Raw genomic sequence first — 18,773 nt, 5'->3', positions numbered from 1 at the left:
TTAACCAACGAAGTAAAGCTGAGAAATACAGGGCTTTTTCGATTGCATTGAATAAGAAATGAGGGTAGAAAAAATATGTACCAAGAAATTTACTGTGGATCTATGCCGAGTGTGCTCAAGTTCAAATTTGTTTTTTAGGCAGCCAAAAACCGTTTCAACAATCGATCTTTTCCCTAGTAAAATCTTCTCTTTCAGCGAAATCAGTGCATTTTTCATACCTTTTTTCACTTTAGTGACGAGTTTTAGACCTCTATCGAATAGTTTCTCAAAGAGCTCTTTCTTTATATAGCCCTTATCTCCAAACAAAAGTCCAGTTAGTTTTTTGGTTAGAGTTGGTACAGGTTTTCTGTCATCGACGTTACCTCTGGTTAGCGTAACACCTTGAATTTCACCTATTTCATTGATTACTACATGTAATTTAAAACCAAAAAACCAGCCGTAAGTATTCTTTCCTAACTCTGCTAATCCTTTGAAAACCTTATTTCTTGAGATTCTTTTTCGATGGCATACTGCTATTGAAGTAGAATCTATGTAGGAAATCCCGGTCATTTTTGCTTGTTCACAAAACCATTGCAAAAGTAATGCTAAATACCACAAAACTCGCGGCTTTAAGGCAATAAATCTGTGATATGAAGGCAGCTTTGAAAACTCTGATCTATAGAATAACTGAAGATAACAAAGATAAAAAGCCTTGAAGTTTTTACATGGTGATTTATGGTATAATAGGATTATGGTTAGAATTTCTGAGTGCGCTATTTCTGGTACTCTGGTTGGTTTTTTGCCGTTTGATAAGAACCTATTTGCAAAATTATCATCTACCGCACGACAAAAATCCTCGACGCAACAGTACAGTTCTGTAATATCTTTCTTCATGGGTAACCTCTTATTATTACTAAAATACTCGAGTTTACCCTGTTTCCCTCTTCTTAGTTATACTTTTATCTATTTTCTAATCCATAACTGAGGTTTTGAAGGTAAATTGCATAGCAAATGGTGTCATCCCAGTGCCCCCTTTCTTGTCATTCCAGCGCGTGACGCTGGAATCCAGTTTTCCATATAATCTCATCGAAAACGTTTTTCTATGCTAGTTTACAAGCAAACTTTTCTGGATCCCAGTGGGCTTTGTTGCATAGCAACCGAAAAAATCTGGCAGTTACTGACAAAATTCATTATAAAATAGCCATTTAACCTTTGAAGAAAAATATGCCACAAAAAATGAGAGTCAGTAACCAAAACGAATATAACAAATTTTTGCAAGAAAGAGGAAATATTTTTCGTTACATCGATGAAGCTATCGAAAATTGGTATGAAAATAGTCCAAAAATGCAAGGCGGCAACTATATTTATAGTGATAAAGTTGTAATTTTGGTGCATATAATCGTCAATCTTTTTAGAATTGGTTTAAGACAAACGGTAGGGTTTATAAAAGGATATTTGCAACAAATAGGAAGAAATTTGCAGCTATTCACAAGCATCAAAAGAAACTTAATATTAAGATAAATGATTGCAGAAAATAACATGGAAGATATCGAAATTGCTATAGACAGTACAGATATACAACAACACTCCTGAAGGAAAATAGCGAAGATAGAAAGTATCGCAGCTATAGAAAATTGCATGTAATGTTGAATATATAGCTGTAAAATACAGTAACGGTCTGATCACTATGGAGCTTGTGATTTGCTTAAAGAAGTTCATGCCATAAAAGCACTATATGCAGATAGGGCATATGATAGGCACAAGTTTTATAAATTGTGTAACGAATATGATATAAAGGCAAAAATTCCACCAATAAACAATGCGGCAGAACATCCAGAAATAGATTATATGTCTGACAGAAATGCTGCTATTAGATTAATAAAATTATACGGTGAAGATGGCGTGAAAGAATGGAAAAAGAAAGTAAATTATGGGAAAAGATCTTATGTAGAAGGTTTTTTCTCGCGACTGAAACAAACATTCTGGTTTAGTTTTCGGAACAAATCTGAGGTTAATCGTGAGAAGGAACTGCGACTCAAGTGTTATTTGCTCAATAAATTCACTGACATTGGTATGCGAAATGGCTACATGAATTTATCGTAAATTACTACCAGTATAAGGTGCGATGCAACAAAGCCATGCCAGACTGGGATGACAAGAAAGGGAGCACTGGAATTTTTGTTTCAGCATTAGCCATGCATCTGAACAGATACATTGCTTCAGGTAGGTAAAATATCTCCTTCAAGTAATACCTTGTACGTTTTCGCAATTTTCTGGCACGTCTGGCAAATCTAAAAACATCTATCTCATTTTTTAACAGAGCTTTTTTCAGTGCAAACAACTCAGCAGCAACATTTCTTAACCAGAACTTTGACTTCAACTATGCGCTTCTAAGAAACTCCCTCAACTAGTTCATCTTTTTGAACTAAGATGTAGCCAAATTCCTGTGCTTTTTTGATCAAGTTTTTTTTAACTCTCTCTTTGTAACGTGTTTCATAATAGTTCATTCCTTTTTCAATATATTCTTGCCCATACTTTAGCTGTAATAGTTTAGACTTGATCTGACAGGCGTGAATTAACTGACAGAAGAATTGACAAAGTCAAAACCAAAATCAGCATCCTGTTTAATGCTATCAATATTTTTCTGATAAGCAATATGCATACTATCAAAAAAGGTTTGCATAGGATAGCAATATTTACCTGAATGCGGTCTAGATCTATTGTAAGAATGCACCCAATGGTCTACATCTAACTGAAGTTCTGCCAAAGAGGTGTAAATTTTCTTTCTAAAGATAATATTGATCTTGCATAGTTCTGTGGAACCTTTCACATATGCCATGCTTCGGAGTTGTTGGTAAGTGCACTTACAGTTTTACTTGTAATCATCTGCTTTCCTACCTTAAGTGGTTGACAAAGTTTCTTGTCACGAAGGACCAAATGGAAGTCTGCTCGTTTTCACGCGAATTAATGTCTATCCATTTCATTACAAACTGGCATTCGCTTTCTCCATTATCCTTTACCTGCACCTTCATCAGCATTCCTTGCGGTTTGCTTGCCATATAGGCGAAATACAGGCTTACCCTGTTCCTTCTATCATACAACAGTGGGTTAGGTGGCTTCTCTATACCGGTGATTTGCGTACATCCAGAAATGAAAAATGTCACATTACCTTTTGGTCAGAGCTTGTCAGCATCTTTAGCTCTTTCGTAATTACGATACTTATGACCTCAGTTATGGATTAGAAAATAGATAAAAGTATAACTAAGAAGAGGGAAACAGGGTAAACTCGAGTATTTTAGTAATAATAAGAGGTTACACATGAAGAAAGATATTACAGAACTGTACTGTTGCGTCGAGGATTTTTGTCGTGCGGTAGATGATAATTTTGCAAATAGGTTCTTATCAAACGGCAAAAAACCAACCAGAGTACCAGAAATAGCGCACTCAGAAATTCTAACCATAATCCTATTATACCATAAATCACCATGTAAAAACTTCAAGGCTTTTTATCTTTGTTATCTTCAGTTATTCTATAGATCAGAGTTTTCAAAGCTGCCTTCATATCACAGATTTATTGCCTTAAAGCCGCGAGTTTTGTGGTATTTAGCATTACTTTTGCAATGGTTTTGTGAACAAGCAAAAATGACCGGGATTTCCTACATAGATTCTACTTCAATAGCAGTATGCCATCGAAAAAGAATCTCAAGAAATAAGGTTTTCAAAGGATTAGCAGAGTTAGGAAAGAATACTTACGGCTGGTTTTTTGGTTTTAAATTACATGTAGTAATCAATGAAATAGGTGAAATTCAAGGTGTTACGCTAACCAGAGGTAACGTCGATGACAGAAAACCTGTACCAACTCTAACCAAAAAACTAACTGGACTTTTGTTTGGAGATAAGGGCTATATAAAGAAAGAGCTCTTTGAGAAACTATTCGATAGAGGTCTAAAACTCGTCACTAAAGTGAAAAAAGGTATGAAAAATGCACTGATTTCGCTGAAAGAGAAGATTTTACTAGGGAAAAGATCGATTGTTGAAACGGTTTTTGGCTGCCTAAAAAACAAATTTGAACTTGAGCACACTCGGCATAGATCCACAGTAAATTTCTTGGTACATATTTTTTCTACCCTCATTTCTTATTCAATGCAATCGAAAAAGCCCTGTATTTCTCAGCTTTACTTCGTTGGTTAATCCATAACTGGGGTTTATGAAACTTCACTTGCGTTCACCATACCACTAAGCCTAGCCCTCCAACCACATGATGCTTGTAGTTTATGCTTTCTCTCACGATTGAGCATCTTCTTTTTCAAGAGGAGGTTCATTGTCCGCATCGCTCGGCACCAACTGGTTGCCCGATTCGCACTGATGCATAGACTCAGATGGCAAAACATCTGGTTTAATAAGTTTTAGAATCCTTTCAGTTTCTTTCTGAATGAATTCCTCTCCTTTTAAACAATATGACCGAAGACTTTCAGGTCGCACCATTTCAATTATTAGCTGAGTTCCAGTGGAATCAGTACAGAGAACATCAACAATACTTTGTTTATCAGAGGCAACTTCGGGATCCATAATAACCTCAGTTATGGATTAGAAAATAGATAAAAGTATAACTAAGAAGAGGGAAACAGGGTAAACTCGAGTATTTTAGTAATAATAAGAGGTTACACATGAAGAAAGATATTACAGAACTGTACTGTTGCGTCGAGGATTTTTGTCGTGCGGTAGATGATAATTTTGCAAATAGGTTCTTATCAAACGGCAAAAAACCAACCAGAGTACCAGAAATAGCGCACTCAGAAATTCTAACCATAATCCTATTATACCATAAATCACCATGTAAAAACTTCAAGGCTTTTTATCTTTGTTATCTTCAGTTATTCTATAGATCAGAGTTTTCAAAGCTGCCTTCATATCACAGATTTATTGCCTTAAAGCCGCGAGTTTTGTGGTATTTAGCATTACTTTTGCAATGGTTTTGTGAACAAGCAAAAATGACCGGGATTTCCTACATAGATTCTACTTCAATAGCAGTATGCCATCGAAAAAGAATCTCAAGAAATAAGGTTTTCAAAGGATTAGCAGAGTTAGGAAAGAATACTTACGGCTGGTTTTTTGGTTTTAAATTACATGTAGTAATCAATGAAATAGGTGAAATTCAAGGTGTTACGCTAACCAGAGGTAACGTCGATGACAGAAAACCTGTACCAACTCTAACCAAAAAACTAACTGGACTTTTGTTTGGAGATAAGGGCTATATAAAGAAAGAGCTCTTTGAGAAACTATTCGATAGAGGTCTAAAACTCGTCACTAAAGTGAAAAAAGGTATGAAAAATGCACTGATTTCGCTGAAAGAGAAGATTTTACTAGGGAAAAGATCGATTGTTGAAACGGTTTTTGGCTGCCTAAAAAACAAATTTGAACTTGAGCACACTCGGCATAGATCCACAGTAAATTTCTTGGTACATATTTTTTCTACCCTCATTTCTTATTCAATGCAATCGAAAAAGCCCTGTATTTCTCAGCTTTACTTCGTTGGTTAATCCATAACTGGGGTCATAATAGTGCTAAGAAACTCAACTTCTTGTATTGGATTTATCTCAGTAAACCCTAAAATATCGTTCAAAAAATGTATGAGAATATTCTTATTTTTTTCCGTTCCAAATATTTTTTTGAAGGTCAAATCCAGCTTAGGGTCGAGAAACTTAGATAAAGCCATAGCCAAAATGCTTAAAAATATTAATAATTATACACACAATTATTCAACCATATTTTTGAAGATAGCTAGTTTCTGTATTTATTTTAAATTGAAGAAAGCTCAAATGTGTTTTTCACAGAATGCAGTCTGGTCACATCACTCTAGCTATACACAACAACTTACTTTCAACAATTTTATTAGCAATAATACGACTTTCACAATCAATATTTATTATATCAGATAGTGAATTAATATCAGTATAACTATCAAAACTTTTCATTGTTGATTCCACTACCTCTACTATTTTTAAAAAGCCGATTCGTGACTTCAAAAATTCATTAACAGCTATTTCATTTGCAGCATTGAACACAATACTGTTTGTTTGTGGAGCGGAAGAGTTTAACACTGCCATGCTAAGCTTTAGCGCAGGAAAATGCTTATGGTCTGGTTCTTGAAAGGTCAATTTTCCTTGCTTTGTTAAATCTAATTTACGATTTAAAGCTGATCTTTCCGGCCAAGATAGAGCATATGAAATAGGGATTGCCATGTCAGTTTCTGCAAGCACAGCAAAGTTGAACCCATCCTTATAAGTTACAATTCCATGTACTATTGACTCAGGATGCACTATTGCTTCAATTTTATCCGGGCTGATGTTAAACAAGTTATGTGCTTCTATTATCTCTAGTGCCTTATTCATCATTGTTGCACTATCAACCGAGATTTTCTTTCCCATATTCCAAGTGGGGTGACTAAGCGCCTGATCTACCATGACATTTCTTAATTGCTCAGAACTATAGTTTAAGAATGGTCCACCAGAAGCAGTAAGTATGATCTTTTCTACGCATTTGTCGTCATTTTGCAAAACTTGAAAAATTGCGTTGTGTTCAGAGTCAATAGGGATTATTTGTACGTTTTTTTCTTTAGCTTTTTTGAGTAATAACTTTCCACCGCAAACAATGCTTTCTTTGTTTGCTAGTGCAATGACTTTAGTACCGCTTTCTATGATGTGCATAACTGGTTCAAGGCCTGCAATGCCAATTATTGCAACAACTGAGAGATCAACAGATATGGTAGCAATATTTGTAGCGCCAATTGCTATTTTTACATCTGTACCAAGTAGGTTTTCTCTTAAATCTTTGTAAAACCTTTCATCGGAGATAGCAACGTATTTTGCATTCAGCAGTTTTGCTTGGTGTGCCAGTAGAGCAAAGTCTGAATGGGCACTTAGTGCTTCCACTTGGTATTCTTCTTTTCTCTTTGAGAGCAAATCTACAGTCTTTTTTCCAACACTTCCTGTTGATCCTAAAACTGAAACCTTTTTCACTAAGACAAACTCATAACAATAGCAACTTTTCTTGCGAACCCAACTATTCAATAGTTTTTAAGCGTTTAACCAAGTTCATGTCCGTGGTCATCGCCAACAGATGGTGAAGGACCAGGTGAAAAAGATTGACCATGGTGATCACCTGCATCATGCATGTCTTGCAAACCATCAGGATTATGAGCTATTTCGTTATTGGCATGAGGGTAATCATCTGAGTGATGTCCATCATCACCATGAGCCATATCCATTCCTTCTGATGGCATATCTTCCCCACCTCCACCTGAAAAATATTCTGCAAGGCCTTCAAGAAATTTTATGCCAAACATATTACCTGATTTTCCAAACAGTGTTACTAAACTACTGCCACTTACCAAACCTTCAAACACGTTACTATAAGCAGCAATCGCCCCTTCATGAAAGTTGAACAACCATTTCATTCCATCGACAACTGTTGAAACAGAATCACTATGACCAAGACCAAAACCACTTTTCTCACCAGCGGCTTCTTGGTGTTGTTGCTGCGCTTGCCATTCTGCAATATTTGGACCTTGAGCTTCACTCATAAATTTTTACTCTCAATCTTAAGCTATTATTTTATCACAAATATTGCAAAATATCAATAGAGCTTTTGAATATAGCTAATACAAACAATTTCTGTCATCCTATATATAGCTAAACTGACTTACGACAATTTGAAAAACTATCATTTTCCAGATGACAGATTTTAACAAAAGCGTTGTGGTAAAGCATCAAGGCGCCGAATGCCAAAAGTTTTAAAATAAATCCTGCCTAGCAGCTTATTTGTTCAGTTAATGAGCTTTTAATTATATTTGTCTTGCATAAATTAAGAAGAGATGGTGGTGTTTGTTTTGTGTTATGGTTTACAGAGATATCTTTAAATGTATCACAAATTGTTTGTGTTATGTCTTGTGTAAGACTGACTCTTTCTCCAATTACGTTTACAATATGAATACCGTCCTCTATCAATTTTGCTAGTAAAGATAGATCATCTGAATTTGTTATTCCTTTATTTTTCAAAAACTCTTCTATCTCTTCCGTTTCTGGTATTGCTGATAAGTCTTTTATTGTTAAGTCTTGAATTTTTGCTAGAGATTCTTGAGTAATTTGCTCATACTTCTGTGTTACAAAAAGCTCTGTGAACTTTATTTTCAATATTTTTTCCCATCGTTCTTTTAGAGTGGTATGCAGTTTCGTTTGAGAATTGAATGAAAAAACGATATCTATTATTTGTAATCTAAATGTGTTACTTATATCTGAAAACAGGTTCCCTTTAAAAATAAGTAAGTTAGAAAGGTAGCGGTTTATTTTATCTCTTACTTTTGAGATAAATCTGCCATCAGCTAAGTGCTCAAATTTAGTATCTTTTATGATAGAGAATACGGATTCATACCTAGCTTTTATGGTCGTTTCGAGGAGAAGTTGAAACAATCCAACATTTTCAAGAAAAGCTCTTTTCTGCTGGTCAGATTCATTGTGCGGAACATCATCATGTGTATGTGTGTAAAAGGCAAATTTTATGTGCTGTGGATTAAACACGTAAGAAAACTTTTCTGTTGTGTTTAAATAGCTTGCCTTATAAACCATATCATTTTCTTGCAATGTCCACCACAAGTTAATACGATTCAATATTTCTCTCACCTTATTACCATCAAATCTTTTATCTGAAAGCATTTGTAGTACTTTATCCCGAGAATTGAACATTTTACTATTTAAGAGCGCATGAGTTGCTTCGGGATCTTTTTCAAAAGCAACTATTAGATTATCTAAAATGTTTTTATTTTTACTTTTATCATCCAAGCAATCAAAGAATGCTAAAACTTCGTCAACATTTGCACAGTTTTCATATAGCTTAGTGCTGCAGATTTTTCTAAGGACCCTGATAGGAATACCCCTGAACCTATAAAACAACCTATTATTTGTTAACAACAGGTGCAGATTACTTATATCAGAAGCTGTTGTTTTAAGATCAAAAATTTCCCTTAACCCCAAAAAAGTACTATAGCCATTGCATTCTAATGTATGTGGCAGAACATTGTTAATATCATCAATATGTTTTAAATTATCAATCACATCTTTATCTTCCAACATTGAAGTGAGGTTATCAAACTCGCGTTCACTCATCTCTTTACGCAAAAAATGTTTGATTATTAGCATTAAACCAGATTGTGCGCCTAAGTTAGAAGGAATTAAATCCTTTTTGAGAAACAACTTTTTTAAATTGTCTTGCATTACCTTCTTACTGTAGCACCCATTGTACTCATATCCAAGAAATATGCGCAGGTATTCAGCCATTTGCACAGCAAGCATTTGTTTGTTTCTAAAGGCATCAGACATGTTTTTTGCTAAGTCATGATCATCAAACAAATCTATAACATTGGATAATCGTAAGATGCGCATATATTCCTGGTCCCTCACTGAAGATTCATTTAACTTGAGCAGTGTTTTAAGTAATCCTATATCAATATCATTAACTACTTTAATAAGCCTTTCATGCGTGTCATAAATTTCATGTAGACAGCAGTTACTATACCTATCTTTTTGAATTAAAGGCTTTGAGCTACTTAGGCCTAAATAATCGAATATGATTTTTGATTTCTCTTTATCGGAAATCTTAGTAGTGACATCTGTCACAAACTCTAGGTGTGTTTCATAAAAATGGAAAGGTGTATCATCTTGTATACTAAAGTCGCTATCTTTAAGAAGTGCTACTAATAGTTTTCTATTACTATCTTTCATCTTAAAAAAAGTTTCAGAGTCTTCTATATATGAATAGAAGTCCACATTATGGAATTGGGTAATAGATAAGCTAAAAATTCTACTAAATTTAATTCCTTCCTTAATCCACAAAGACAAAAAGAACTCAGGAAAAAGTGTAATTTTTGCGACTGTCAATAAAGTACTAATTGATAAATGTAGCCCTAAAGCTAGTACTGCACATGGCAAATATAGCACTACTAATGGAGCAATAATAATATACTTTAATGCTTTGTTTATACTTTCTGTATTCCAGATGTTAGAAACCAAGAGACTTAATGCTACAAATGGAGCTGCTACTATAAAGAACAGTGCTGTCAGTGGCAGCATTATAGATTGATATAAACGTTTTCTTATGTGCTTCACCGCCATTATAGCTCCGTAATTACTACTTCAATTAAACATACTTTAAGAATCGAGCTTTGTCAATTTTTATGTTAAACTGTTTAGTGCTTACAATCTCGTTTGTGAACCTATAGCTATATATAACGAATGAATTTTTTTATATATTCGTTATTAGTATTTTGTATTTCCTGAACAGTTCCATGGGAAATGATCTCCCCTTCATATAATACTGCTATTTTGTCAGCTATTTTAAATGCGCTATGAATATCATGTGTAATCGTGATAATTGTAGTGTTAAGATCTTTAGATAATTTTATTATTATCTCGTTTACTATATCTGACATAATTGGGTCCAATCCTGAAGTTGGTTCATCCAATATGATAATTTCTGGGTTGTGTGCAATCGCCCTTGCAAGTGCCACTCTTTTTTTCATTCCACCTGACAACTCTATTGGAAACATATCTGCTATGTTTTCCTCTAGTCCAACATCATTTAACTTCTCGATTGCTAGCTGTTTTGCCTCTTTTTTGCTGATATTAAAGCGCTTTTTATAATTGAAAGATATATTTTCCCACACTGTAACGTAGTCAAATAAAGCGGAATTTTGAAATAAGACTCCAAATTTATTTTTGCTTTTACTATTTATTTTAATAGACCCTGAGTCTGGTGTCAGCAAGCCAATGATTGTTTTTGTTAATACAGATTTGCCACTTCCTGATCCGCCAAGTATGACTAATGATTCCCCTTTTAATATATCGAAACTTAGATCTTTTAGTACTGTCCTATCATCAAAAGATAAGCTTAAGTTCAATATTGATATTATGGGGTTACGCATGTATCAAAGTAATTATGTAGTTTGCTAAAATGATCAGTATGGACGATAAAACAACAGTTGATGTTGTAGCAACACCTACTCCTCGTGCACCTTCTTTGCAATGGTAACCGTAATAGCAACTTGAGACAGAAATTATGGCGCCAAAGGCAGTTGCTTTAGCTAGCCCAGTTATAAAATCGTACGTATTAAAGAACTGAGCTGTGTATTTTATGTATATATTTAAATTGTGGTTAAATTCGAAGACTGCAGTGATACATCCTCCAAATATTCCTATTAAATCTGCACATACTGTAAGTATGGGAAATACTATGATTGACGCTAAAATCCTTGGTGCAATTAAATATTTAAAAGGGTTGATGTTCAAGGTTGTAAGTGCATCTATTTGCTCGGTGATGCGCATTGTACCAATTTCTGCTGCAACTGATGATCCAACCTTTCCTACCATTATTAAGCTGATCAAAACTGGTCCTAACTCTTTAATGATAGTGATCGTAACAAGTTTGGGTATTATCTGCTCTTGGTTAATTAATGGGTCACTCAAGCTGCTTTGTAAAACTATCGCCGCTCCTATAAAAACTCCAGTGAGCCCAACAATTGGCAGAGAGAAAAAGCCTATCTCTATAATTTGTCTTGCTACGTTGCTAAAATAATATGGTGGTAGGAAGCAGTGGTATAGAGATTGAATAAAAAATATGAATGCACTACCAAGCCTTAACAAAAAATTGATAAAGTACCTACCAATTATTCTAACACTATTTATATCAAAAAAGCTCACTTTGTATTCATTTTAGCTAGAGTTACTGATTTTATTAAAATTTTTATTAACTTTATCGCAAAGTATAGCTGAGATATGTTTTAAGTTCAATATACTTGATGTTTTAATTCATATAGCTAACCCAAGAAAGATTTCCCTAGTCATACCGCGATTCATTCCACAACTGTACGGACATTGTCTATCAGGAGGGCAATGCCTCCTTCTCCTGTCATCCGAGTAGCTGACACTGGGATCTCATTTCACCTTATAAGGAACCAGTGTCAGCTACTTGGATGACAAGAAGAGGGCTACTCGGATGACAAGAAGAGGGCACTGCCGTCATAAAGGAACCAGTGTCAGCTACTTTCATGACACCCTGACAACCGTCCCCGCTACGTGTTAGCGGGATCTAGAGATACCGCGGCGGTATGACGCAGATTGCTGTCATTCCAGTGCTTGGCACTGGAATCCAGTTTTCCATATAATCTCATCGAAAATGTTTTTCTATGCTAGTTTACAAGCAAACTTTTCTGGATCCCAGTGTCTGGGCACTGGGATGACAGGAGAAGGAAGCACTTGGATGACAGAAGAGGGGCTACTCGGATGACATTATAAGGGCTACTCGGATGACAGGCTAACCGTCCCCGTTACGTGTTAGCGGGATCTAGAGATACCACGGCGGTATAGCTACACCTTTTACTTAATGCAAGAAGTCTATTATTGCTGATCGTATATTATTCAAATTGTAACTTTATTTTTCATAATTAATTTATTGACAAAATTTGATAATTGAGTTATTATTAAATTATCGTTAACAAGTGAGGTAAAAAAATGATGACATCCAATAATTCCCCATTGCTAAAAGATAGTCAGAAAACTAAGGGGACTATATGGAAACCTTTAATTGCTGTTTCATCATTATCTATATTTAGTTTTATATCTGGTCAATATCTTTCTTATGTTATTGTAGCAGTTTCTGGTTCTGGTGCCATTGCAGCAGTTCCTTTAGCAATTTTTGCTGTTTCTGCGGTTGTTGCATTGATTTCAACAATATATCTCATTAGACTGGCCGTTTCTAGAGCTGACAGTAAGAAAGAAGCAGGTCTTGATGGAGAGGAATCTGGCCATATTGCATCTCAAGAACCACAAAAATTTGTGTGTGAAAATTGTACTAATCTGGAGAATAAATCAAATGTACCTGCTCCTCAATCACCTCCAGTAACGTTTGGAACACAACCAAGTGTCAGTGCACCACCACCTCCTCCTCTGCCTCTATCAAGCGGTGCACCACCTCCACCTCCACCACCTCCTCCCCCTACAACACCAACCGATCCGCTTGCAGCGTTGAAGAAAAGAAAAGGAGGTGAAACTAGTGGTCCTGCATGTGCATCTAATGATGGTCCTGGTACTAATTTCGTTGATTTGGCTAAAGAAGCAGTGGAAAGGAGCGGCAAGCTTAGAAAAGTTAATCCAAACAATGATGGGCAACAAGGTTCTGTAAAGGGGTCAGATGCAGTAGAAAGTAATCAGGGCACTGACGAAAAAGAAACACAAGAAGAGTACGTTGCAAGACTTGATAACGTGCAAAAAAAGAAGAACACTGATCCTCTTACTCAAGCTTTGTACAGAAGAGCTGAAGCAATGGGGAATAATTACGATAGTTCTGACGATGAATCTACTAGTACAGGGAAATGGGAAGAAGAAGATGAACAGCAGGAACTTTCAGACTCCCAACAAGACGAAAAAAGGGGAACAAGCGCTCTTGACAGTGGTAACGTATCTGGTGATGATGAAACAAGCCAAGGAGCTGGTGTGCAGGCATCTTCAGGCTCCCCATTAAGCAAGGAAAGAAGCGGGTCTTTTGACAGTGATTATGGATCTGATGATAATGTAAAATCTGAACCCACACCTCCGTCACATCCTGTGCCAAAGGGAGAGAAGCCACCGATACCGCCTAAGCCTGCTGGTTTACAAATGGAACCTGAAGTTCCTCCTGCATCACAAGTAAATGAGATGAAAGATCCATCTACTCTTTCTGTTAGGGAAAAGGCTAAGGTGTTTGAAAATTAAAGGTAAAAGAAGAGAAGTGTATGGTATTTCCCTTCTTCTTCAAAATAAGTTTACCTACAGGTCTGATTGTATTAAGATTACTTAGTACAATCAGACCTATTATATGCGTTTATCCAAATATTATTTGCCAACTCTAAAGGAAAAGCCTGCCCATGCTAAAATTATCTCCCATCAATATTCTTTACGTGCAGGTTTAACAAAACAGGTAGCATCTGGCATTTATTCCTGGTTGCCGCTTGGTCTGCGCGTGCTTAAAAATATTGAAGATATTATCAGAGATGAAATAGATAAATCTGGTGCAATTGAAGCATTAATGCCTTGTGTCCAACCAGCAAATCTTTGGCGAGAATCAGGGCGTTACGATGATTACGGTAAGGAAATGCTACGCATAAAGGATAGGCATGAGGAAGATATGCTTTTCGGTCCAACTCATGAGGAGGTAGCAACTGATCTAATTAGAGATGTGATAAAGAGTTACAAAGATTTGCCACTTTGTTTGTATCATATCCAGTGGAAATTCCGTGATGAGGTAAGACCACGTTATGGTGTTATGAGGGGCAGGGAATTTTTGATGAAGGATGCGTATAGTTTTGATGTGGATTACGAAGGTGCACTGAATTCATATAATTTGATGTACAAAACTTACATAAAAATCTTCAAACGCATGGGCCTAACTCCAATTGGAGTGAGAGCGGATACAGGACCAATTGGAGGAAATTTGAGCCACGAGTTTCATATATTGGCAAACACTGGTGAGAGCACTTTATATTATGACAACAAATTTTCTGAACTACTAGAGAGTGAAGATATTGAAAGTTTAAAGAGTATATACGCAGTTGCAGATGATATGCATGATCCTGAGACTTGCCCTATATCACAAGAACAGTTAAATGTTAGTAAGGGTATTGAAATAGGGCATATTTTTTATTTTGGCGACAAATATTCAAAGCCTATGAAGGCAAGTGTTACTTCTCAAGATGGAAAAAATGTCAATATACATATGGGTTCGTATGGCATTGGGGTTTCAAGACTTGTTGGTGCAATAATAGAAGCTTTTCATGATGATAAAGGAATTATCTGGCCAGAATCGTTAGCTCCTTTCAGAATTGGTTTAATCAATTTACAACCGAAAGTAACGGAGGCTGCAGATAAAATATATAAAGCTTTGAAAAGCGATGAAGTGCTTTACGATGATACGGAAGGGAGTGTAGGAGTAAAATTTTCTAGAATGGATCTGATAGGCTTGCCGTGGCAAATAATTGTCGGAAAGAAAGCGGTAAGTGAAAATATAGTTGAAATAAAAAATAGAGCAACTGGGAAAATAGAGGAAATAAAGATTGAGGAAGCAATAAATCACTTTAGCACAAAATGATACGCGGTATCGGCACTGACATAGTATATATACCAAGAGTATTGAGGATATTACAAAAATACGGGGAAAAATTTCTCAATAGAATCTACACTGAAAAAGAAATAGAGCTAAGTAGAAAGTATAATAGCCAAGAAGTAAGGGCAAAATATTTTGCTAAGCGCTTTGCGGCAAAGGAGGCTTTTATTAAAGCATTAGGCAGTGGTCAGGGCATTACAATGAAAGGTATAGAAATATACAGCGATGTAAGAGGAAAACCATATATTGCTGTCAGAAAGGATTTCATCTCAAAGGACTACAAGATTCACCTTTCTTTAAGTGACGATGGAGATTACGCTACTGCATTTGTTGTAATTTGCATCTGTAGCTCACACAGATAAAGTTTACTCTTTTGTCATCCTATGCACAACTGTACAAACATTCATAGCACTGGGATGACATCTTTGTTGTGTTTAACAAAAACAAATGTTCGTACAGCTATGGAATGAATCGCGGTATAGCTATAGCATATACAACAACTAAAAAAAATAGCAGTTTTTCTATGATTTGAGTATAATTCTAGCTTTACCTAAGCAGAAAATTTAATGTTAACGTATCTTTCCTTACCATTTTTTATTACTGAGAATTATTTATTAATTACTGCGTTAATTCCACTTTTAAGTGCGTTAGCTATTTTTTTTACTAGTAAATGGCCAAAAGTAAGCAGTAGCGTTACTGTTGCTTCTTCTATGCTTCTATTTGCGTATACGTGTCTGTGCACTTTATATTGGGTGTATGATGATCATTCTCAATTTATCCTCATGGATTTTGGTAATAATTTGCATATTAGTTTAAAGCTAGAGTCTACCGGAGTAATATTTAGTTTATTAATATCATTTTTATGGATACTGACCAGTATATATGCAATATGTTATATGCAGAACAACTATGCTGATAGCAATCACTCAAGTTTTCTATGCTTTTTTTCAATATCGATTAGCTGTGCAATGTTTATTGCTTTTTCTGGAGATTTGCTCACTACATTTGTCTTTTATGAGCTTCTAACTATTAGTACATACCCTCTGATTACTTATAACTCAACAAATGAATCAATGATTGCAGGACGCTATTACTTTGGTGTGCTATTTTTCTCTTCTTTGGTATTATTTTTTCCTGCAATAGGCCTTTTATATAATGAATTTCATACTTTAGACTTTGTAAGTGGTGGAATATTCAAATTTGATACTTCACTCATCACTTTCATTGCAGTGTGTTTTGCTATGCTGATTTACGGAATAGGAAAAGCTGCATTAATGCCAATGCATTTTTGGTTACCAAAAGCAATGGTTGCACCAACTCCTGTGAGTGCACTACTGCATGCTGTTGCTGTTGTGAAATCCGGAGTTTTCATCATCATAAAAGTTATATTATACACTTTTGGCGTCGATAACATGCAACGTTTTGTGCAGCAAAATTGGTTTGCTGGAGGGTGGCTTCCGTACGCTGCTGGATTTACTATTATTACTGCATCATTGATTGCACTAAAGCAAAAAGAATTAAAGAAATTGCTTGCTTACTCTACCATCTCTCAATTGTCATATATTATATTGTTCGCTTCAATTTTTAGTGAGCTCAGCATGAGGGTTGCAATTTTTCAATTAGTTTGCCACGCATTTGCAAAAATCACTTTGTTTTTCATTGCCGGAGCAATAATAACGAAAGCAGGTGAGAAATATATAGATAAAATTCACGGTATAGGACGCAGTATGCCAATTAGCATGACAGCATTTACTATAGGTGCATTGTCTATGATAGGGGTGCCGCCTGCTCCGACTTTTTGGGGTAAATTTCTCATTTTTCAAGCTGTTTTCAACTCTGGCAATGTAATACTTTCTGTGTTTGTAACTCTAGTGTTAATTGTTAGTACTATACTTAACGCTCTGTACTTTTTACCGATGATTTACAATGCCTTTTTCTTAAAACCTTCTCGAAATTACTTTATTAAAAAAACACCAATGCTTCTAGTTTTACCTCCAGTTATTACTGCTACATGCACTTTGGTTATTTTTTTTAGCTACCAAGTAATATTTTGAATGTGATCATCTATATTTATAACCATTAACAATAAATTTAAATGGTATTATACCAGCCAGAGTTGCTTTTATATTCGACAAAGTGAAGCTAATCTCCACAGTATCCTCCTTATTTTGCTCGGTTGTAAAAACTACAGTAGCATTTCCAGCAAATGTAACTAGGTCCTTGGTCGATCGGTCAATAGATAATGTTATTACGTTTATGTTGGTAATTTTTCTTTTGGATGAAACAGCTTCATTATTCGTTTTTTCCTGAAAGCCTTGATAGATTTTATGTATAGAATTGTTTCTTATAAAATTTTCTTGGTACTTCGGTTCAACGATCTTAATGGACTCATATATTTCGATGTATTTACTTATTAAGTACCTCGCTGTGGAAGTGTATTCATCTTCCTTTTTACTGAAACTAAGCTTATGCATTGCAGAGAACTCATCTTCTGTGTGGTTCATATACTTCACAAAATTTAAATCTTTTTTAACAGGAAATAACAGGTATATGTTTAATGTTAATAAACATAAGCATACTAGGAGAAGCGATACTATTAATGCCATCCAAGATCTTTCTGCTACACAAAACAGATACCTATGACAGTACCATTCGACTGCTTTACTGAAATAACTTTTGTTTTTTACTGATTCAAGCAATTTATCTTCCATAACACAATACTACCAGACCTAATTATAATAACAATAAGCTTAGATACTCTAAAAAAAACTTTAAAATATGTCTAAATTTTCCCAAATAGGATGAATGATTATATCACCTTGTTCTGCAATGAGGTAGAATTTATCGATTTTGCTCACATCTATATTTATCATTTTTACACTGAAATTTTCAGGATCATAAGTATTACTTTCTACACTTTTGTGATAATTATAATAATGTAATTTATTTTGATCATCAAAATAACCAAATTCATCAGCAAAGGTTCCCACTTTTCTACCTTTACCACTTTTGACTAGCTCAAATAGATCAATTACATGGTTTTGGGATCCAGGCTCAATAGGGCCTTCTGCAGCAAAAAATTTAGGTGCATGACCAACGTATTCCTTAAATTTTAGATTATGAGTCTTTTTTACACTACCAAAATCCACAAATTTATATTCATCTGAAATACCAGAATATTGTGGATCATACTTTTTATATTCAAAAAACTCGTTACCTAAAAAATTACAAAACGTTAATTTATAATCATCATGATCGGATTTAACGACTTTAAGGTAATGAAAATCTCTAGGAATCTTTACTTCCTCTTCCGTAATATGATTACGTACAACAAGCTCACCATTTAGCATATGATAGCCAATTTTTGGCAAAGTGGCTATATTGATTGCCTTGTTTAACTTAAAATTTGCCTCATAGATGCCGCTTAACAACTCCTTTCCTTTTTCTAAGGTGACGTCCTGGTCTAAAGCTATATTCTTGATTGAACTCAATTCTTTCTGCATGTTCAGTATGGCTTTTGTCAAAACTTCTATTGATTGCCATACAGTTAATTTATTATCAGTCAAATTATATACTTCAAGAATTAAATTAACAGAATTTTATCATGA

The 18,773-nt window shown here is 35.1% G+C and carries 14 protein-coding genes and 6 pseudogenes; 7 read left to right on the top strand and 13 right to left on the bottom strand.

Annotation, left to right across the window (positions count from 1 at the left end):
• A complete protein-coding gene (locus NBW39_RS02355) occupies positions 1–873 on the bottom strand; it encodes an IS982 family transposase (RefSeq protein WP_250294632.1) in 873 nt (290 codons plus the stop codon).
• A 330-nt stretch (positions 874–1,203) separates the two neighbouring features.
• Here NBW39_RS02355 and NBW39_RS09180 point away from each other — a divergent pair.
• Positions 1,204–2,082: pseudogene (locus tag NBW39_RS09180) on the top strand (transposase).
• Positions 2,083–2,167: 85 nt separating this feature from the next.
• Here the strand turns inward: NBW39_RS09180 and NBW39_RS02340 are convergent.
• The 3 pseudogenes from NBW39_RS02340 to NBW39_RS02330 form a co-directional block, all read right to left on the bottom strand.
• Positions 2,168–2,344 (bottom strand): annotated as a pseudogene (locus NBW39_RS02340) (IS66 family transposase); the annotation flags it as partial.
• Positions 2,345–2,369: 25 nt separating this feature from the next.
• Positions 2,370–2,519: pseudogene (locus NBW39_RS02335) on the bottom strand (IS110 family transposase); the annotation flags it as partial.
• Between the two features lie 35 nt (positions 2,520–2,554).
• Positions 2,555–2,819 (bottom strand): annotated as a pseudogene (locus NBW39_RS02330) (integrase core domain-containing protein); the annotation flags it as partial.
• Between the two features lie 478 nt (positions 2,820–3,297).
• Between NBW39_RS02330 and NBW39_RS02325 the strand changes: the two are divergent.
• The gene (locus NBW39_RS02325; protein WP_250294632.1) at positions 3,298–4,170 is read left to right on the top strand and encodes an IS982 family transposase; all 873 of its coding nucleotides are present in this window, start codon (positions 3,298–3,300) and stop codon (positions 4,168–4,170) included.
• Positions 4,171–4,461: 291 nt separating this feature from the next.
• Here NBW39_RS02325 and NBW39_RS08880 read toward each other — a convergent pair.
• A pseudogene (locus tag NBW39_RS08880) lies at positions 4,462–4,551 on the bottom strand (Rpn family recombination-promoting nuclease/putative transposase); the annotation flags it as partial.
• A 95-nt stretch (positions 4,552–4,646) separates the two neighbouring features.
• Here NBW39_RS08880 and NBW39_RS02315 point away from each other — a divergent pair.
• Positions 4,647–5,519 (top strand): IS982 family transposase, encoded by an 873-nt coding sequence (locus NBW39_RS02315; RefSeq protein ID WP_250294632.1) that lies wholly within the window; start codon positions 4,647–4,649, stop codon positions 5,517–5,519.
• A gap of 8 nt (positions 5,520–5,527) precedes the next feature.
• On the opposite strand, the pseudogene NBW39_RS02310 reads toward NBW39_RS02315, so the two are convergent.
• From NBW39_RS02310 to NBW39_RS02285, 6 genes and pseudogenes are all read right to left on the bottom strand, one after another.
• Positions 5,528–5,695: pseudogene (locus tag NBW39_RS02310) on the bottom strand (PD-(D/E)XK nuclease family transposase); the annotation flags it as partial.
• 130 nt (positions 5,696–5,825) lie between these two features.
• Complete coding sequence (gene dxr, locus NBW39_RS02305; protein WP_250295495.1) at positions 5,826–6,998, bottom strand: 1-deoxy-D-xylulose-5-phosphate reductoisomerase; 1,173 nt, start codon at positions 6,996–6,998, stop codon at positions 5,826–5,828.
• A 65-nt stretch (positions 6,999–7,063) separates the two neighbouring features.
• On the bottom strand, positions 7,064–7,561 hold the full coding sequence (locus NBW39_RS02300) for a hypothetical protein (protein ID WP_250295494.1): 498 nt from the start codon (positions 7,559–7,561) through the stop codon (positions 7,064–7,066).
• 226 nt (positions 7,562–7,787) lie between these two features.
• Positions 7,788–9,971, bottom strand: a complete 2,184-nt coding sequence (locus NBW39_RS02295; RefSeq protein ID WP_250295493.1) for a hypothetical protein — start codon at positions 9,969–9,971, stop codon at positions 7,788–7,790.
• Positions 9,972–10,252: 281 nt separating this feature from the next.
• The gene (locus NBW39_RS02290) at positions 10,253–10,954 is read right to left on the bottom strand and encodes an ABC transporter ATP-binding protein (RefSeq protein WP_250295492.1); all 702 of its coding nucleotides are present in this window, start codon (positions 10,952–10,954) and stop codon (positions 10,253–10,255) included.
• A complete protein-coding gene (locus NBW39_RS02285) occupies positions 10,947–11,729 on the bottom strand; it encodes an MlaE family ABC transporter permease (RefSeq protein WP_250295491.1) in 783 nt (260 codons plus the stop codon). Before NBW39_RS02285 ends, NBW39_RS02290 begins: the two co-directional genes overlap by 8 nt.
• Positions 11,730–12,539: 810 nt before the next feature.
• Here NBW39_RS02285 and NBW39_RS02280 point away from each other — a divergent pair.
• The 4 genes from NBW39_RS02280 (at position 12,540) to NBW39_RS02265 (ending at position 17,219) form a co-directional block, all read left to right on the top strand.
• Positions 12,540–13,778 carry a hypothetical protein gene (locus NBW39_RS02280; RefSeq protein WP_250295490.1) on the top strand — a complete coding sequence of 413 codons (1,239 nt, stop codon included), beginning with the start codon at positions 12,540–12,542 and terminating at the stop codon, positions 13,776–13,778.
• A gap of 103 nt (positions 13,779–13,881) precedes the next feature.
• Entirely contained in the window at positions 13,882–15,150 is a 1,269-nt protein-coding gene (proS, locus tag NBW39_RS02275) for a proline--tRNA ligase (RefSeq protein ID WP_250295489.1), read from the top strand.
• Positions 15,147–15,527, top strand: coding sequence for a holo-[acyl-carrier-protein] synthase (locus NBW39_RS02270; protein WP_250295488.1), 381 nt, complete (start codon positions 15,147–15,149; stop codon positions 15,525–15,527). Before proS ends, NBW39_RS02270 begins: the two co-directional genes overlap by 4 nt.
• A gap of 204 nt (positions 15,528–15,731) precedes the next feature.
• Positions 15,732–17,219 carry a proton-conducting transporter transmembrane domain-containing protein gene (locus tag NBW39_RS02265; RefSeq protein WP_250295487.1) on the top strand — a complete coding sequence of 496 codons (1,488 nt, stop codon included), beginning with the start codon at positions 15,732–15,734 and terminating at the stop codon, positions 17,217–17,219.
• A gap of 6 nt (positions 17,220–17,225) precedes the next feature.
• Here the strand turns inward: NBW39_RS02265 and NBW39_RS02260 are convergent, their stop codons facing one another.
• Together NBW39_RS02260 and NBW39_RS02255 are read right to left on the bottom strand one after the other, a co-directional pair.
• The gene (locus NBW39_RS02260) at positions 17,226–17,876 is read right to left on the bottom strand and encodes a conjugal transfer protein TraJ (protein ID WP_250295486.1); all 651 of its coding nucleotides are present in this window, start codon (positions 17,874–17,876) and stop codon (positions 17,226–17,228) included.
• Between the two features lie 60 nt (positions 17,877–17,936).
• Positions 17,937–18,731 carry a hypothetical protein gene (locus tag NBW39_RS02255; RefSeq protein ID WP_250295485.1) on the bottom strand — a complete coding sequence of 265 codons (795 nt, stop codon included), beginning with the start codon at positions 18,729–18,731 and terminating at the stop codon, positions 17,937–17,939.
• Positions 18,732–18,773: the final 42 nt, after the last annotated feature.

It is taken from the genome of Wolbachia endosymbiont of Oedothorax gibbosus (genome assembly GCF_936270435.1).
Taxonomy (GTDB): Bacteria; Pseudomonadota; Alphaproteobacteria; order Rickettsiales; family Anaplasmataceae; genus Wolbachia.
This window is presented reverse-complemented; position numbering and strand designations above follow the sequence as displayed.

Excerpts from the sequence above, each read along its gene's own strand:
- NBW39_RS02325 (WP_250294632.1), top strand. The coding sequence starts at position 3,298 with ATGAAGAAAGATATTACAGAACTGTACTGTTGCGTCGAGGATTTTTGT.
- proS (WP_250295489.1), top strand. The coding sequence starts at position 13,882 with ATGCGTTTATCCAAATATTATTTGCCAACTCTAAAGGAAAAGCCTGCC.
- NBW39_RS02315 (WP_250294632.1), top strand. The coding sequence starts at position 4,647 with ATGAAGAAAGATATTACAGAACTGTACTGTTGCGTCGAGGATTTTTGT.
- NBW39_RS02265 (WP_250295487.1), top strand. The coding sequence starts at position 15,732 with ATGTTAACGTATCTTTCCTTACCATTTTTTATTACTGAGAATTATTTA.
- NBW39_RS02290 (WP_250295492.1), bottom strand. The coding sequence starts at position 10,954 with ATGCGTAACCCCATAATATCAATATTGAACTTAAGCTTATCTTTTGAT.
- NBW39_RS02270 (WP_250295488.1), top strand. The coding sequence starts at position 15,147 with ATGATACGCGGTATCGGCACTGACATAGTATATATACCAAGAGTATTG.
- NBW39_RS02280 (WP_250295490.1), top strand. The coding sequence starts at position 12,540 with ATGATGACATCCAATAATTCCCCATTGCTAAAAGATAGTCAGAAAACT.
- NBW39_RS02260 (WP_250295486.1), bottom strand. The coding sequence starts at position 17,876 with ATGGAAGATAAATTGCTTGAATCAGTAAAAAACAAAAGTTATTTCAGT.
- NBW39_RS02300 (WP_250295494.1), bottom strand. The coding sequence starts at position 7,561 with ATGAGTGAAGCTCAAGGTCCAAATATTGCAGAATGGCAAGCGCAGCAA.
- NBW39_RS02355 (WP_250294632.1), bottom strand. The coding sequence starts at position 873 with ATGAAGAAAGATATTACAGAACTGTACTGTTGCGTCGAGGATTTTTGT.